This window comes from Photorhabdus kayaii (assembly GCF_025384895.1).
In the GTDB taxonomy this organism is placed as follows: domain Bacteria; phylum Pseudomonadota; class Gammaproteobacteria; order Enterobacterales; family Enterobacteriaceae; genus Photorhabdus; species Photorhabdus kayaii.
Genome location: NZ_JAJAFZ010000001.1, coordinates 148,927 through 164,788 on the forward strand (window position 1 = coordinate 148,927; position 15,862 = coordinate 164,788).

13 protein-coding genes are annotated in these 15,862 nt (G+C 41.2%); 7 read left to right on the forward strand and 6 right to left on the reverse strand.

The features are described 5' to 3' along the window. Positions 1-110 precede the first annotated feature (110 nt). The 6 genes from LGZ98_RS00855 to LGZ98_RS00880 all read left to right on the forward strand — a co-directional run bounded on the left by LGZ98_RS00855 (position 111) and on the right by LGZ98_RS00880 (position 6,273). The gene (locus tag LGZ98_RS00855) at positions 111-1,553 is read left to right on the forward strand and encodes a catalase (protein ID WP_113042518.1); all 1,443 of its coding nucleotides are present in this window, start codon (positions 111-113) and stop codon (positions 1,551-1,553) included. Between the two features lie 359 nt (positions 1,554-1,912). After that, the gene (locus LGZ98_RS00860; protein WP_262977574.1) at positions 1,913-3,061 is read left to right on the forward strand and encodes an MFS transporter; all 1,149 of its coding nucleotides are present in this window, start codon (positions 1,913-1,915) and stop codon (positions 3,059-3,061) included. 338 nt (positions 3,062-3,399) lie between these two features. Continuing rightward, positions 3,400-3,999, forward strand: a complete 600-nt coding sequence (locus tag LGZ98_RS00865) for a Gfo/Idh/MocA family protein (RefSeq protein ID WP_262977575.1) — start codon at positions 3,400-3,402, stop codon at positions 3,997-3,999. After that, positions 3,965-4,966: a DegT/DnrJ/EryC1/StrS family aminotransferase gene (locus tag LGZ98_RS00870; RefSeq protein ID WP_113042514.1), complete on the forward strand. Its 1,002-nt coding sequence runs from the start codon at positions 3,965-3,967 to the stop codon at positions 4,964-4,966. Before LGZ98_RS00865 ends, LGZ98_RS00870 begins: the two co-directional genes overlap by 35 nt. Then, complete coding sequence (locus LGZ98_RS00875) at positions 4,963-5,382, forward strand: NUDIX domain-containing protein (protein ID WP_113042513.1); 420 nt, start codon at positions 4,963-4,965, stop codon at positions 5,380-5,382. Before LGZ98_RS00870 ends, LGZ98_RS00875 begins: the two co-directional genes overlap by 4 nt. A gap of 87 nt (positions 5,383-5,469) precedes the next feature. Next, positions 5,470-6,273: an inositol monophosphatase family protein gene (locus LGZ98_RS00880; RefSeq protein ID WP_229015665.1), complete on the forward strand. Its 804-nt coding sequence runs from the start codon at positions 5,470-5,472 to the stop codon at positions 6,271-6,273. Between the two features lie 222 nt (positions 6,274-6,495). Here LGZ98_RS00880 and menE read toward each other — a convergent pair whose 3' ends face one another. The 6 genes from menE to menF form a co-directional block, all read right to left on the reverse strand. Beyond that, positions 6,496-7,896 carry an o-succinylbenzoate--CoA ligase gene (gene menE / locus LGZ98_RS00885; RefSeq protein ID WP_262977588.1) on the reverse strand — a complete coding sequence of 467 codons (1,401 nt, stop codon included), beginning with the start codon at positions 7,894-7,896 and terminating at the stop codon, positions 6,496-6,498. Beyond that, positions 7,884-8,855 carry an o-succinylbenzoate synthase gene (gene menC / locus LGZ98_RS00890; protein WP_113042511.1) on the reverse strand — a complete coding sequence of 324 codons (972 nt, stop codon included), beginning with the start codon at positions 8,853-8,855 and terminating at the stop codon, positions 7,884-7,886. The genes menE and menC overlap by 13 nt, the downstream gene beginning before the upstream one ends. Further along, entirely contained in the window at positions 8,855-9,712 is an 858-nt protein-coding gene (menB, locus tag LGZ98_RS00895; RefSeq protein ID WP_113042508.1) for a 1,4-dihydroxy-2-naphthoyl-CoA synthase, read from the reverse strand. The genes menC and menB overlap by 1 nt, the downstream gene beginning before the upstream one ends. A gap of 10 nt (positions 9,713-9,722) precedes the next feature. Beyond that, a complete protein-coding gene (gene menH / locus LGZ98_RS00900; protein ID WP_262977589.1) occupies positions 9,723-10,493 on the reverse strand; it encodes a 2-succinyl-6-hydroxy-2,4-cyclohexadiene-1-carboxylate synthase in 771 nt (256 codons plus the stop codon). Beyond that, entirely contained in the window at positions 10,490-12,184 is a 1,695-nt protein-coding gene (gene menD, locus LGZ98_RS00905; protein ID WP_262977576.1) for a 2-succinyl-5-enolpyruvyl-6-hydroxy-3-cyclohexene-1-carboxylic-acid synthase, read from the reverse strand. The genes menH and menD overlap by 4 nt, the downstream gene beginning before the upstream one ends. Positions 12,185-12,289: 105 nt before the next feature. Continuing rightward, positions 12,290-13,609, reverse strand: a complete 1,320-nt coding sequence (gene menF, locus LGZ98_RS00910) for an isochorismate synthase MenF (RefSeq protein WP_262977577.1) — start codon at positions 13,607-13,609, stop codon at positions 12,290-12,292. Between the two features lie 1,016 nt (positions 13,610-14,625). Between menF and LGZ98_RS00915 the strand changes: the two genes are divergently transcribed. Then, positions 14,626-15,852, forward strand: coding sequence for an alpha-xenorhabdolysin family binary toxin subunit A (locus LGZ98_RS00915; protein WP_113042503.1), 1,227 nt, complete (start codon positions 14,626-14,628; stop codon positions 15,850-15,852). The last annotated feature ends 10 nt before the right edge of the window (positions 15,853-15,862 follow it).

Consider the following 15,862-nt stretch of genomic DNA (forward strand, 5'->3'; position numbering starts at 1 on the left):
ATAAATGAATTATAAAAAAACACAATATTTGCATTTCGCCATTTGACCAGAACATTTTTTCTTAATCAGCGATTCCGCTGTTTTTTTTCATGTAAAACAGGAGAAGTGTGATGAAAAAGAGAGGACTTACAACGAATGCTGGTGCCCCTGTCGTTGACAACAATAATGTCATGACTGCGGGTCAACGTGGTCCTATGTTGTTACAAGATGTTTGGTTTTTAGAAAAGCTTGCCCATTTTGATCGTGAAGTGATCCCAGAGCGCCGTATGCATGCCAAAGGTTCTGGAGCTCATGGCATCTTTGTGGTTACTCACGATATTACTAAGTACACCCGCGCTAAGATTTTTTCTGAAATAGGCAAAAAAACCGAGATGTTTGCCCGTTTCTCAACCGTCGCCGGTGAGCGCGGCGCAGCAGATGCTGAACGTGACATTCGTGGTTTTGCGCTTAAGTTCTATACTGAAGAAGGGAACTGGGATTTAGTCGGCAACAATACCCCGATATTCTATCTTCGTGATCCGCTGAAGTTCCCAGATCTTAACCATGTTGTTAAACGCGATCCTCACACTAATTTACGTAATCCTGCCTATAAATGGGATTTTTTCTCTCATCAACCTGAATCACTGCACCAATTAACGATTGATTTCAGTGACCGTGGCGTACCTAAATCTTTCCGTCATATGCACGGTTTTGGTAGCCATGCTTTCAGCTTTATCAACGAAGATAATGAACGTTTCTGGGTGAAATTCCATTTCCGTTGTCAGCAAGGCATTAAAAACCTGATGGACGAAGAAGCAGAAGCGCTGGTAGGTAAAGATCGTGAAAGTTCTCAACGTGACTTGTTTGCAGCAATTGAGCAAGGAGATTATCCACGCTGGAAATTAAAAGTCCAAATCATGCCAGAGAAAGAAGCTAATCTGTTATCGTACAACCCATTTGATTTGACCAAAGTATGGCCTCACGGCGATTATCCGATGATTGATGTCGGTTATTTCGAGCTAAACCGTAATCCTGATAACTATTTCTCAGATGTTGAACAGGCTGCTTTCAACCCAGCCAATGTCGTGCCAGGTATCAGTTTCTCCCCTGATAAGATGTTACAAGGCCGTCTGTTCTCTTATGGTGATGCTCAACGTTATCGTCTTGGCGTTAACCACCATCAAATTCCAGTCAATACGCCTCGTTGTCCGTTCCATAATTACCACCGTGATGGGGCAATGCGGGTCGATGGCAACAGCGGAAACACCGTGACTTATGAACCAAACAATGCAGGATTGTTCCAGGAACAACCTGAATTCAAACACCCATCATTGTCTTTAGAAGGAGATGCCGATCACTGGAACCATCGTCAAGATGAAGATTATTTCAGTCAGCCTCGCGCACTATATAACTTAATCAGTAGTAAAGAGCATCAGCGTATGTTTGACCGTATCGCCAGTGAACTGTCACAAGCTCATGAAGATACTCAACGCCGCCAAGTCGAGCTATTTAGAAAAGTTCACCCAGAATATGGCGCCGGTGTTGAAAATGCGCTGAAAAAAATGAAAGGCTGATTGCTAACAACCCCGTATCATTAATTATCTCTGCCCATGACTCCATTAGTGATAATGGGCAGTACGAAAATAAATCAAAATAGCTCAAGGGAAACCGGGTAAATCTATCACCCGTAAATCCATCACCCATTTTTTAATTTGCTGGCGGGAGATTTTAATACCGTTATTTTTAAACTGTTGAGGTAATAGATAGTAAGAAATTTAGCATTGATAAGAGTCAAAACAAATATTTCCCGATTTATTTTTAGCTAATTATAGTTATGGATTTCCATTTAGGAAATTGCTAAATTTCGGCTCACCGTTTTGCTGAATTGCTTTGGGCTAGCCATTGCACCTATTCACTTTCTGGAATGTATTGTATGCAATGGAGTGTTATTCGATCGCTCAGCTTATTAGTTCTACTTTATCCACTAGGCATTGATCTCTATTTAGTATCTGTGCCAAACATAAAATTACACCTTTTAGCTTCTGATATAGAAATGAATCGGGTGTTTTCCGTCTATCTCATAGGAGTTGCAAGCAGTCTATTACTTGCTGGAAAAACTGTAGATCGATTTGGTATGTCATTAACATCAGTGTTTGGATCAGCATTATTTATAGCGTCATCAATATCGTGTGCAATTACTCCTGCTCAAGAAGTTGAGCTGTTTATTACCAGTAGATTTCTTCAAGGATGTGGCAGCGGAATATGTTATATAGCGGCACTTTCAACAGTGAGAAAATGTTCTTACGATAGTGATGAGAGAGTAAAAGCTTACGCTATCCTCAATGGTATTTCATGTACAGTGCCAATCCTAGCACCAAGTATAGGAGCAATAATTGTTCTGTTGGGGTGGAAGTCCATATTTTACTCTATGGCTGCTCTTGGTGTGATAGTTAGTGCTGCCTCTGTTAATATGAACAAGAATATCAGACCACTTGAAAATTTAGGGAATAAAGTACAGTCGATAAATTCTTTTCTAGATCCCAATTTTATCAAGATGGTGATTATTTCCTCTGTCGGGCTTACCAGTGTATTCACTTATGTAAATATCAGTCCACTCGTACTAATAAACAAATATGGCTTAACTACCAAAGAATATGCGCTTTGGATGGGATTATTTGCGGCATTAAGTGTGACGACTTCATTTGGTCTGTCTTTATTGAGACGTTGGATTTCTGATAGAATTTTGCTTAACACAGGGCTAATTATACTGGGTGCTGCTGGATGCCAACTATACCAATTTGAAGATATTTTGGGTACTTATAGCTATATGATAACCTTTTCACTAATAGGTATCATCAACTCTATTTTATTTACAATCACGCTAAATAGAGCTCTAGAGCCTTTTAAGACTAATGCCGGTAGTGCTAGTGGTATTCTTCATACAGCCCAATTAGTGATTGCTGCTTGTTATATGTACATATCTGGGTTGTTCAACATTGTGCTGCATGACATGATGGTTTTTCTATTAATTTTCGGTAGCTTGCTAGGTTTGATATGTGTATATACAGTTGAGCAACGCTAGAAGCCAAAAAACCAGTAATGACTTATCTATAAATACAGGTCATATTTCTAGTTTCTAATTTTATTGAATAAATTTTTTATCGTATCTAACTATTTTATATAAATGAGGGGTTAAGTAATATTGCTAAGATCCCCATCCTTATCGATAGAGAACAGAAATTTTTGAACGAATAACTGTGCGTTATATATTCTTCTATAACGGGAAAGAGTATTTTAAATACGATAATCCGTTAAGAGAATACATAACAAATAATATTTGAACTACAAATATATGAACATTCTCTATTAAAATTATTAAATCAGAAGATAGTTCTATTAATCCAAGATTAAGGAGAATTAATGAAACTAGCTATAATTGGTTGCGGAAATATTGTTCTTAAAGAGCACATCCCTACAATAAATACATTAGAGATTGAAATCGTTGGACTCTGTGATATTTTAGAAGAAAACATTATCGAAGCACGTAAGCTAATTAATTACAAAATACCAAGTTATTCTTGCTATCAAGAAATGTTGGAAGAGGTTCCCACTGATTCTGTTCTTGTAGCTCTTCCTCATTACATGTATGAAGATGTCATTAAGTATTGCTCTGGAAAAAAATTAAAAATCATCAAAGAAAAACCATTTGCCATTAGTATCAATCAAGCTAAAAAATTGAAACAACTAGCCTATACCAATAACGTTGAACTATTTACTGTTTGTCAAAAGCGGTATACTAAATCATACAGACAACTAAAATCAGTAATGGATGAAAACAATGGCAAACTCAAACAAATTAAGATTCGATACACAATCCCAAGCAAGGATCCCAATAGTAATTGGCGCGGTAAGTACAGTAATGCAGGAGGAGGTGTCTGGTTAGATATGGGTTATCATATTGTGGATCTGCTTTGCTATATTTTCAATGTATTATGGCGCAGGTATAGGAATAGGCGATGAAGTTATTGTTCCAAGTTACACATTTTTTGCAACCTGTAGTCCACTCCACCAGCTAGGAGCAGAGTTGAAATTTGCAGACTGTACTGACAACGGAAACATTTGCCCTAAGGCTGTAGAATCTTTGATCACCCCGAAGACTAAAGCTGTCGTTGTCACGCATATGTGGGGTATACCTTGTGATATGGATGAACTTATGGCAGTTTGTGAGAAAAATAACATCCTTCTTTTAGAAGATAGCTCTCATGCACACGGTGCTACTTGGAATAACAAAATGATTGGTAGTTTCACTGACGGTTCTGCATGGAGTTTCCAAGGTAAGAAAATTCTAACTTCCGGGGAAGGTGGTTTCTTTGCAACTAAGCACCGCGAGTTTTACGAACGTGCAGTGCTTGTTGGTCACTTTAACAAACGCGCAAAGAAAGAAGTTCATACAGACAATTTGAAAGAATTTGCTATTACTGGAACAGGTCTCAACCTACGTATGCACCCATTAGGCGCTGCTGTTGTACTGCCGCAGATGGATAAATTCCATCAAATGATGGAAGAAAAACGTGAAACCGCTCGTATCCTGAAACATGAAATCGAAAAAATTAATGGCTTGAAGATAACCCGAATTCCAAAAAAAGCAGACCCAGCATGGTATGCAATGCCTATTATGTTTGATAAGAGTAAATTTACAGTTGGCTTGCACGAATTTGTTGATGCATTGATTAAAGCTGGTGCTGTTGAAGCAGATATTCCAGGCTCCACTTGCCCTATCCACAATTACAGTTTGTTCCACTCTCCAGAGCGTATTTCTAAGAACTACGAAAAGAAAGACCGTGTATTACCTGAGAACTTTAAAAATGCCATTAAATTCCATAATAGCATGTTTAAACTAGATATTTGGTATGGTCCTGAGCGCCAATACTTCATTGATAACTACTTGGCAATTATTACTTCTACAACTGAAAGGCTCCGAAAGTGAATAGGCTCATTCCAAAGGAAATTGCAAAGTTATTTTCTGCTTACGATCGTATCGTTGTAGGTGGCATCATCCGAGACCCAGAAGGACGCGTGCTATTTCTTAAACGATCAGAACATGAATTTCTCCCCAATGTATGGGAGATACCCTCAGGTGGTATTGAGAATGCTGAATCAATAGTTCAAGGACTTACACGTGAAATCAAGGAAGAAACCAACTTAAATTTATTAGAATTAGTTAATTTCGTAAGTTCTGCTGAGTACAAAGCAGGTGAAAATAAATGTATTCAAGTCAATTTTGAAGTGAAGTGCGAAGGTACCGTAAAACTCTCCGATGAACACTCCGAGTATTCATGGGCTTATATCATTGATTTTAAGGATAATCTTGATGATTTCATGATGAAGATACTTCAGGTGTGAGCAGTAAAAGACCACCTCTCTAGGGATGGTTTAAGGATGACAATGAAAATGGGTCACAACATATGACCCATTATTAGGCAACATAAAATGACAGATATGCTTAATATTGCACTCAGAGCGATTAAAAAGGTTAAAAAAATCACTCAAGATGGATTCAACGGCTCTCAGGAATTCGAATATAAACTTGATCGTTCTGTTGTAACAGATACTGATGTAAGAATCGAATCTGAAATTAGAAATCTTTTAGAGCAACAATGCCCGGGAGTCCCTATTCTTGGTGAGGAGTTTGGATTGACTGGATCTTGTAAATTTGAAACTGGTTGGGTTATCGATCCTATCGATGGTACTCGGGCCTTTCTATATGGTGTGCCATTGTTTAGCACTCTAATCGCATTTGTCGAGAATGGAGAACCTACTACGGGTGTTATTAGTTTTCCTGCTATTTCAACTATTGTGTACGCTTCAGAAGGGCAGGGTTGTTGGATGAGTAATAATGATGTCTCATTACGCAGGCTTATTATTCAAAACGGTTCTCCAGATACAATTAGTCATGCCGTAATTTCTGCATCAGGGATACATAGTTCATCATACCATCTAGCCGATGGGACAATTCCGTATAATCTCAATTCCTTGGTGAAGACAGCTAAAGATTTTATGTTTATAAATGACTGTTATCAGCACGCAATGGTTGCAAATGGTCGTATTCATTGTGCCATCGATACTTTAATGAAACCATGGGATAGCGCAGCTATTCTGCCTTGCATTAAAGAAGCAGGTGGGGATTACTGCACGCTAAATGGTAGTAGAGAAAAAGTTATGTTTGGTGGAGGATTGGTATCTGCCTGTAATTCACAACTTTTAGATTCGGTTATAGCTTCACTAAATTCATAGCATAATAAGCTGAATCGCTATTCTGAAGTGGCAATATACCCTATGGATTTCAAGATGCATCGCGGCGGCAAGGGAGCGAATCCCCGGGAGCATAGCAAACTATGTGACCGGGGTGAGTGAGCGCAGCCAACAAAGAGGCAACTTGAAAGATGGCGGATATATATCAATAGAGCAAATGGGATGGATATCCATCTCACCACACCAAATACAGATAAAAATAGCTCAAGGGAAACCAGGTAAATCCATCACCCATTTTTTAATTTGCTGGCGGGAGATTTTAATGCCGTTATTTTTAAACTGTTTAGGTAATAAATAGTAAGCTACCGGGCGCTGAAAAGAAGCCAGTTTATCAATCAACCATTCAGGTAATGTATCAATGACCTCAGATGAATTACTGTCTATCACCGCGACAGGGCGATAACCAAATTCAGGATCAGGTACAGGAATAGCAAAACTTTGCTCTACTTGTGGATAGGTATTAATCACCCGTTCAATATCTTCCGGCTGAATGCCTTCTCCACCGCTGAAAAATTGATTATCCATCCGGCCAAGGATACGTAACTCACCCTTTTCGATTATTCCCCGATCACGGGTATGAAACCAGCCATCACGATCAGCTAACGGTTGTAATTTACCATCCAGCCAATATCCATTAGCAAGGCTGCCAGAACGAATCTGAATTTCCTCATTTATCAGTCGAATTTCTTTGCCCGGTAAAGGATTGCCGACACCGGGAAGATCGTCTGCTCGTTTAATGCATACTGTTGAAGCCAATTCGGTCAAACCATAGCTACACCAACAGCAAATGCCTTGCTGTTCCGCTCTTTGAGTCAATTCAATGGGGATCATTGCTCCACCCAACAGCACTTGTTTCAAATTCAGTGTCTGATTTTGTGACTGTTCCAGTAACCGCCAAAGCTGAGTTGGAACCAATGAAGCGTGAGTACAATCTGCCAAAGCATGATCTAACAGATTGGTATTTCTGAGCACTAAAGAAGCCCCTTTGATTAGCCAGCGCCAAATGATCCCCTGACCCGATACATGAAACAACGGCAATGAGAGCAACCAGCTATCTTGTTGCTGAAATTCGATTACTGAAAGTACATCTTGCGCGCTGGCAAGATGAGCATGAATTGAGTGAACAGCCGCTTTAGGCAATCCAGAAGAGCCGGAGGTCAGTATCATACTGGCCGGGCGCATAGCATCCCACATGACTGAATTATCATCAGAATTTAGTGGTTCACTTTGCCAATCGAGGGATTTGGCATCCATCACAGGCAAGTTGTCACCACAAAAATCAGCCACAAAATCGATATTCAAATGTGGCAGTAATTTAGCCAAGAGCATTTCAGGCAGTTGAGGATTCAGTGGCAATACCCGCGCACCACACTGTAGCGCGGCAAGATAGCAAAACAACATCTCTTCGCTGTTTTTCCCTCGCAGCATTACACCACTGCCTTCAACTATCCCCTGTTGGCGAAAATTGGCCGCTATCGTATCCAAAGAGATAACTAATTGATGCCAGGTTAGGGAACGATTACGCAACTTGACAGCAATATTTTCAGGGCTAAACGATGCCCAGTAGCGCCATGGCCACTGGGTAAATGAATTTAACTGCGCCATGCGATGTCTAACTCGTCCAATCTTGTTACTGGCATCGTGCTGCCCGGCCAACAGCGCACCAACTGAGACTGAACCAATTCCAGCGTATCCAGTCCAGGAATAGTCGCTGGCGTCAGCCAATGAGCAATACGGGCAAGCTGAGTCAAACCGAAGCTGGTTTCAATACTGGAGCTAATCACCGCCTCCAATCCAGCGTTGTGCGCGGCTGAAATCAACTGACAGCAACGGGCAAGGCTTCCTATCAGAGTGGGTTTAATCACAATAGCAGTCACCCCTGCTTGTGCCTCTACGTTAAAACCTTCATCACGGACGCTTTCATCCCATGCAATGGCAATCCCTGTATCACGGGCAAAAGCGAGCGATTGTTCCGGGGTTTGACAAGGTTCTTCCAGAAAGGTAATTCGGTTACGGTAATCAGGATTGACATACTTAGCGAAACTGTCCGCTTTAGCACGGCTCCAACTACGGTTAGCATCCAGCCGCAAAGATAAATCCGGTACCGCTTCCAGTAAAACATTCACTACCATGCCGTCACGTACAGCTTCATACAGCCCGATTTTCACTTTGGCAACTTTTTGTCCACTCATTTTACTGAGACGAACAATCAGTTCATCAGGATCACCATTGCATAGTGGCGCTTTCCGGTAATCAGCGTCTTCCGGTAAGTTACCCTGTAATTCAGCTAATGCACAGCTAATCCCAAATGCGACAGAAGGTAATTCACTTTCATCAGGTTCAGCGCCAAGATGCCACTGTCTAAGCCATGCCATCGCTGCTTCACCCGCCTGTTCAACTGTTTCTTTGCTGAATTCCGGCAATGGTGCAATTTCACCCCATCCCTGTTGACCATTTTCCTGTAAGTGAACCAAAAAACCATCACGAGTTTTAAGCCGCTGATATCGCAGGATAACACCTGACTCCATCGGCAATCTGAACCGGTATAAAATTGCAGTACGCATTACGGGTTACGTTTAAATTTGCTGAAATCAGGGTGGCGTTTCTCAACGAATGCATTACGTCCCTCCTGACCTTCTTCTGTCATATAGAAAAGCATGGTGGCGTTACCTGCCAGCTCTTGCAATCCAGACTGACCATCACAATCCGCATTTAGAGCGGCTTTCAGGCAGCGCAGAGCCATTGGGCTATTTTTCAGCATTTCACGACACCAGCGAACGGTCTCTTTCTCCAGATCCGCATAAGGCACAACTGTATTAACCAGCCCCATCTCCAACGCTTGTTTAGCATCATACTGACGGCACAAGAACCAGATTTCGCGGGCTTTTTTCTGACCAACAATTCGAGCCATATAAGATGCCCCCCAACCGCCGTCAAAAGAGCCCACTTTAGGTCCGGTCTGACCGAAAATAGCGTTATCAGCCGCAATGGTCAGGTCACATACCAAATGCAGTACATGACCACCACCAATCGCATATCCAGCAACCATAGCAACGACCGGTTTTGGACAAGTGCGAATTTGGCGTTGGAAATCCAAAACATTCAGATGATGCATGCCGTTGTCATCCTTATAACCACCATGATCACCACGAACTTTTTGATCACCACCAGCACAAAAAGCTTTTTCACCCATTCCCGTCAGGATAATCACCCCGATATTGTCATCATAACGGGCATCATCCAATGCCTGCATCATCTCTTTAACCGTCAATGGCCGAAATGCGTTACGTACTTGTGGGCGATTAATGGTGATTTTAGCCATACCATCTGTGGATTTGTGATAAAAAATATCGTCAAACCCTTCAGAGCAGTCCTGCCATACAATTGGGGCATAGAGTTCTTCTTCGCTCGGGTAAATCATATTCGTATTCCTATACATTAAAGAGTGATAAAAAATGGTTTACTACCGCAGCAAACGCCGCCGTGTCCGCTCGGTGAGCATTATGCCCAACATGTGGAATAGTTTGCAGCGGCAAAGCGCAACGTTTTGCCAATTGTTGGAATTTCTTATCATTTTCGCCACACAGATAAACAAAAGGTAACGCCAGTTGTTGCAATACCGGTACTAACCAAGGTTGATGTCCAAGTGAAGTATTTTCCAGCATATTAGCCACACCATTGCCATTATTATGACGGCGTACTTTGATCAGTTGCTGACGCTGTGCAGGTAATAAATCAGAAAAAACCGGCTGCTGATACCAATCAGATAAAACCTGTTCAATCGGCTGAGAACGAAAACGTCCGGCCCAATTTCTATCGTGTTCGAGACGATTATTCCGCTCCTGTTGGGAAAATAACCCAGGATTTCCCCCTTCAACCAGCAATCCGCATAATCCCTGATTATCACCATAACAGGCATGATACATAGCAATACGGCCCCCTAAGGAGTAGCCAATCAGCCAGTATTTACTCATTTGCTGTTCTGCTAATGTTTCAGATAAAAGACAACTCATCTCCAGAAGATCTTTTACCCGCACGTCAGTGGAATCACCGTGACCAGGTAGATCGATAACCAATGAAGGATGCTGAGCACACAGATTCACTAATGGCAACCATTCATCACCACAGCCCAATAATCCATGCAACCAAACCAGCCACGGGCGGTCATTGTGACCGTTAAACTTACGACAAGCGAGGCTCACAACATAGCCACCTGTTTTAACAGTTGTTGCAAACACTCAGCCCCTTCTCTATCCGGCACTTTTAGCTCAATCAGTGTGGTTTCATTTTGTTGCCATGCCTGTTCAATACCTTGTTGCAATTCCATCCAATTTTGTGGGCTGGCATATTTCAAGCCGAACATCGCCGCAGCATGATCAAAATTAACGTATTGAGGCATACAATAAAAACGCTGCCTTGCTTCTTCCTGAGTGGGTAGTAAAGAGAAAATCTGCCCGCCGTTATTATTTACCACAATTAATACCATTGGAGCGGAAGGATGACGCAATAGAGCCAAGCTATTGAGATCATAAAGCGCCGATAAATCACCGATAACAGCCAAAGTGGGCTTTGCCGTTGCCCGTTGCACACCTGCCGCAGTGGAAATTAACCCATCAATGCCGCTAGCACCCCGGTTACTGTAAACCGGATATCCCGCAGGTAATTGCCCCAGTGCATCGATCAAACGAATAGTCAGGCTGTTACCGACAAACAGCTGCCCGCGTTCAGGCAGTAATTCACACAATCGATAGGCCACCGTTGCTTCACCAAATTTCCCAGCCAATTCAGTTCTGACACAGTTAACTGCTTTTTCTGACCAGACTTTGAGCTCTTCTGCCCACAATGTACACGATTGTGCCCACGGTATACGCGGCTGTGCCGGATGAGCCAGTAACCAGTCAGCAATATGACAGGTCAATTTTTTGCCACGATGATTGGCAGGATCAAGCCGGCCTGGTATCGGATCAATAATCCAAAACTCCTGCGGCTGGCATTTCGCCTGCCACTGTAACAAGCGTTTCCCTATCAGGCTGGAACCAAACTGCACTACCAGTTGTGCTTGCGCTAAAATCTCCTGCACATGAGGATTATCCAACCATAAATCGGCACAAGGCAATGGCTGCCCAGTTTGTGAAAGCACATTGCCAATCAACGGCCAGCCCAATGCCTTTGCCCATTTAGCAACATTAACGCCCTCTTCGGCACTCATTCGACCAGCCAATACAACGCCTTTTTTCTGTTGCCAACAGTCCCAATCCGCTACTTCTGCCACAACATTAGCTACTGGCTGGCTTAACCAAGGTGTTTTACTTTTCCACCAATCGCCTAACTGCTGCTGCCACTCATCATAAGCAGGCTCTTCATTGCCATATAATGGTTCGGCAAATGGGCAATTAATATGCAAGGCCCCATGCCGCAAATTCTCCATACTATGATCTATGACAGAAGCCAGCCAGCTTGCCGGTATATCTACGGTCGGTCTTGGCAAAGAAATTGTTTGGCATGGATGAGAAGCAAAAATACCATTTTGACGAATAGCCTGACTCGCACCACAATCCATCAATTCTGGAGGCCGATCAGCGGTAAGGAAAACCATTCGTTCACCCGTTAAACTGGCTTCAATTAATGAAGGATAGAGATTTGCCACTGCGGTTCCAGAAGTAACGATAACGGCAACCGGCTCTCTGCTTGCTTTGGATAATCCCAGTGCCAGATGTCCTAATCCGCGTTCGTCAAAATGAGTATGACAAATCAGTTTGTTATTTGCTGCGGCAGCTATTGTCAAAGGCGTGGAGCGTGAACCGGGCGCAATGCAAACATGACGTAATCCGTGGCGAGTAAGTGCTTCCAATAAAAGTTCCGCCCAGCGGCGGTTAAATGCGCTGTTTGACATATTTTACTCAAAGAATTTCTATAAATGCTGGCTATTAGCCTAACGGCACCGATAATTATTTCTTTATCCTAGTTCAATGAATTGCCATTTAATCGGAGATTGTTTTCATTCACCTTTCAGTAAAGTGCGCAACCCGGCAGCTTTATTCTCTATCTCTATCCACTCTTGTTGTGGATCAGACCCCATCACAATCCCCGCACCGGCATACAGTGAAAGTAAATTGTTGTTAATTTGTGCGCAACGTAGTGAAACCGCAAACTCACTCTGCTCACAGGAAAGATATCCTGCGGACCCGGCGTACCAATCACGACTGAATAACTCGCTATCACGAATAAAATCACGCGCCGCTTCACGAGGTAATCCAGCAACAGCGGCCGTTGGTTGTAAACGATGCAAGCAGTCACTATCACTGGCACTCTTTAGTTTTCCCTGAATTCGGCGGCGCAAATGCTGAACCTTTCGCAAACGAATCACATCTGGCGGAGCAACATCGACAGAAACCACTGCGCCTTGAAGACGCTGGCAAATATCATCAACAACTAGCAAGTTTTCATGCTGATTTTTTTTATCACCTAGCAACCATTGCCCCAATTTTTCGGCTTGCTGAGCATCATCAGAATTAGCAACCGTCCCCGCCAGCGCCTCTGTATAAAGCTGAGTCTGCTTACGGTGGTAAAGCCGTTCTGGTGAAGACGCCAAAAATGCCTCATGCTGATTAAAAGCTAGCATAAAATGATAACAACAGTGATTTATCTGGCGACTCGCGGCCATAAACTGTGCAGCCGCTAAAGATTCACTCAGTTCTAGTTGCGTCTTACGCGCCATCACTACCTTCTCCATCTTACGATGGGTAATAGAGTCCAAAGCCTGCTCAATCAAATCACTCCACCGGGCGCGTTCCGGCATATCCTCCGCATTCACTACCACCGCCTGTAACGCAGAGAATTCCTGGTGCGGAACTAATTGTTGCAGAAATTCCTGTGCATTCCTTACATCCTGCGGACCAGCTATATTCAGATACAACCAGCTTTCATCACGGCAGCGGCGTAATTCGATACGGGGCAAAAACAGATAACTCGTTTCCCCTGCTTCTGATTGCGTAATACGAGCTGGTTGAATCCGATCCCAAGCATTCAGCCCCCAGATCCGCATCTGTGGAAACTGACGGTTTCTCTGCAAAAAGTTTTCGGCTAAAGCGATATCACTGAAAAGATGGATTTGCCCACAAGCAGCGACTTCTTCATGGCCCTCTCTGTGATGCCAATAGAACTGCGGATAATGAGACTGCGCTGCCAGCCATTCCAACCAGTAAGTGCTGCAATCTGCTGGCAGAGGAAATGAAATCTGTTGGATACCAACTTCGCTAACTTGTTCATTATTCAGTGTTTTACATACATCAGCGACAACATTAGCAATTTGATTCACCACTTCTGCCCCAAAAGACATGATAAAAAGTAGGATTATACGGGGCATTAATAATAATTAAAGCCCTGATTATTTATGTCTTTATGCTTGTTCGATTCCGTTAGTGATATGCTCTTATCCCAATACTGAAACAGGCTAAATCAGAGACTCAGCCATTCCGATAACAAATATTAAGTTCATTAGCATAATCAATTTTCACGATGCAATTTATACAAAAACGACTCTTTTATTTACTACGGAAAATTTACTAAATAAATACCGTTATTATAAACAACGGAACAAATATTTATTATTCTAAAAAAATCGCCCTATAAAAAACAGATGTCACTTCCATAATAACTAAATATAATTATAAAAAAATCCTTCTTATCTGTTAATTTAAACCATCATATAAACAATTAAGACTTTAATTAAAATATAGATCTAAAAATAACAAAAAATTTATTCAATGACATAAGGAGAATAGAATGCTATTCCATCTGTTTTTTAATATACCATAAATAACAAAGCAAAAAACATCCAACTTATTCTTGATAAAAAAATCACATTACCTATCTTTTAAATCAATAATATAGAAATCATATAATCTCCACATCATGCAACCAACATAACCGATTGTTTTAAAATGTATTTTATAAAAATAACATTAAAATATTTTATATTTATCATCTTAATGTCAATTAAAAAATGAAATTTCAAACTATATGAACAATAAAGACAAAGGATTTATTTTACATTTAATTATTAAAATAATAAAAATTCATACTATTTAATTTCATATATTAGATATACAAAAATCATAAATAATTTCATTTAAGACTGATAAAAATGTAGACAATTATTTAATAAAACTCATGAATTAAACTGTTTTTACAACAATTAATCATGCAAATATATGTATTTTTAATTCAGATTATTCAATAAAAAACACAACGTTAATTTAACAACATGAGTATTATAACGTTCGGTTATGCCTTGATGTATTTAATGATTTTTTAATAAAGCAAGAACCATTAATGGAGAAATATATGTTATTAGCTCAACTTCCAGCGGAAAAAACACTGAACGAAACAGATATTCCCTCGGCTACCTTGCAATTACTGACTGGTAAACAAGAAGGTGTTGCACGCCCCGGAGGAATATTTACCAAAGAAGACCTGATTAATATCAAACTGTATGTTAAAAAAGGTCTATCACTCCCTTTTAATCTTGAGGAAGTAAAAAGCTACTTGGGTTACCAAAAGATCAATATCGCCGGATTAGAACCAGAAGATATTCACACTTTGTTTGAAGAAATCCGCACTCACTCGTTTAGCTGGAGCGATGTGGAAAACGATATTCTGCAACAGAGCATAGACCTAGAAATTATTGGCCAACAAATCACCGAAACGGGTGAAAACATCATTAGCATCATTAATGAAATGCCAATTATCACACGCATAAAAATGAGACTAGGAGAAATATCGGAGAGACAACTCGCCCAGATCACCTACACCCATGAAGACAGAGAAGTATCATCTGCTCTAGAGGAAATCCTTGACACCATAAAAAATGATATTAAAAAACAGCGTGAGAAAACAGAAAAAGTCAAAACCGAAGTATCCGATTTCAAGCTAAAACTGATTGGCGGCAGATTGTCAAACGGCAGCATTGCTCTAGGTTTACAACCACAAGTCGAAAATAAGCGAAAGCTGATGAAAGACTATAAGATGTCAGTCAGCATCGAAGATCTGGACGATAAGATCATTGAGAAAAAAGAGGAAATTGTCCAACTCAAGAAAGACTACGATAAATTCGTAGGCTTGGCTTTCTCCGGTATCGCAGCGGGACTGATCGGCCTCGCTATTACTGGCGGCATTTTTGGTTCCAAGGCAGAAGAAGTACGAAAACGTAAAAACATGCTGATCGAAGAAGTACGCAGCCTGGAAGAGAGCATCAAAGGTAAACGCGCATTACAAAAATCTATTACTAGTTTATCCCTTGATTTTAGCGACATTGATACCCGCTTATTGGATGCAGAAGTGGCTCTGAACCATTTAGATTACATGTGGCAATCCATGCTGACCCAGATAAATGCTTCTAAAGATAAATTCACCCAAATTAATGATGCACTGAACCTGACCTCTTTTATAACTAAATTCCAGCAAGTCATAAACCCTTGGAAAGAGGTGGAAGGTTCCGCTAAACAATTAGTCAAGGTTTTCGATGAAGCATTGAAAGAATACAAACATCGCTATAACTAATCGTTCCCCG

Coding starts and splice junctions, on each gene's coding strand:
- LGZ98_RS00855 (WP_113042518.1), top strand. CDS start 111: ATGAAAAAGAGAGGACTTACAACGAATGCTGGTGCCCCTGTCGTTGAC.
- LGZ98_RS00860 (WP_262977574.1), top strand. CDS start 1,913: ATGCAATGGAGTGTTATTCGATCGCTCAGCTTATTAGTTCTACTTTAT.
- LGZ98_RS00865 (WP_262977575.1), top strand. CDS start 3,400: ATGAAACTAGCTATAATTGGTTGCGGAAATATTGTTCTTAAAGAGCAC.
- LGZ98_RS00870 (WP_113042514.1), top strand. CDS start 3,965: ATGTATTATGGCGCAGGTATAGGAATAGGCGATGAAGTTATTGTTCCA.
- LGZ98_RS00880 (WP_229015665.1), top strand. CDS start 5,470: ATGACAGATATGCTTAATATTGCACTCAGAGCGATTAAAAAGGTTAAA.
- menE (WP_262977588.1), bottom strand. CDS start 7,896: ATGGCGCAGTTAAATTCATTTACCCAGTGGCCATGGCGCTACTGGGCA.
- menC (WP_113042511.1), bottom strand. CDS start 8,855: ATGCGTACTGCAATTTTATACCGGTTCAGATTGCCGATGGAGTCAGGT.
- menB (WP_113042508.1), bottom strand. CDS start 9,712: ATGATTTACCCGAGCGAAGAAGAACTCTATGCCCCAATTGTATGGCAG.
- menD (WP_262977576.1), bottom strand. CDS start 12,184: ATGTCAAACAGCGCATTTAACCGCCGCTGGGCGGAACTTTTATTGGAA.
- LGZ98_RS00915 (WP_113042503.1), top strand. CDS start 14,626: ATGGAGAAATATATGTTATTAGCTCAACTTCCAGCGGAAAAAACACTG.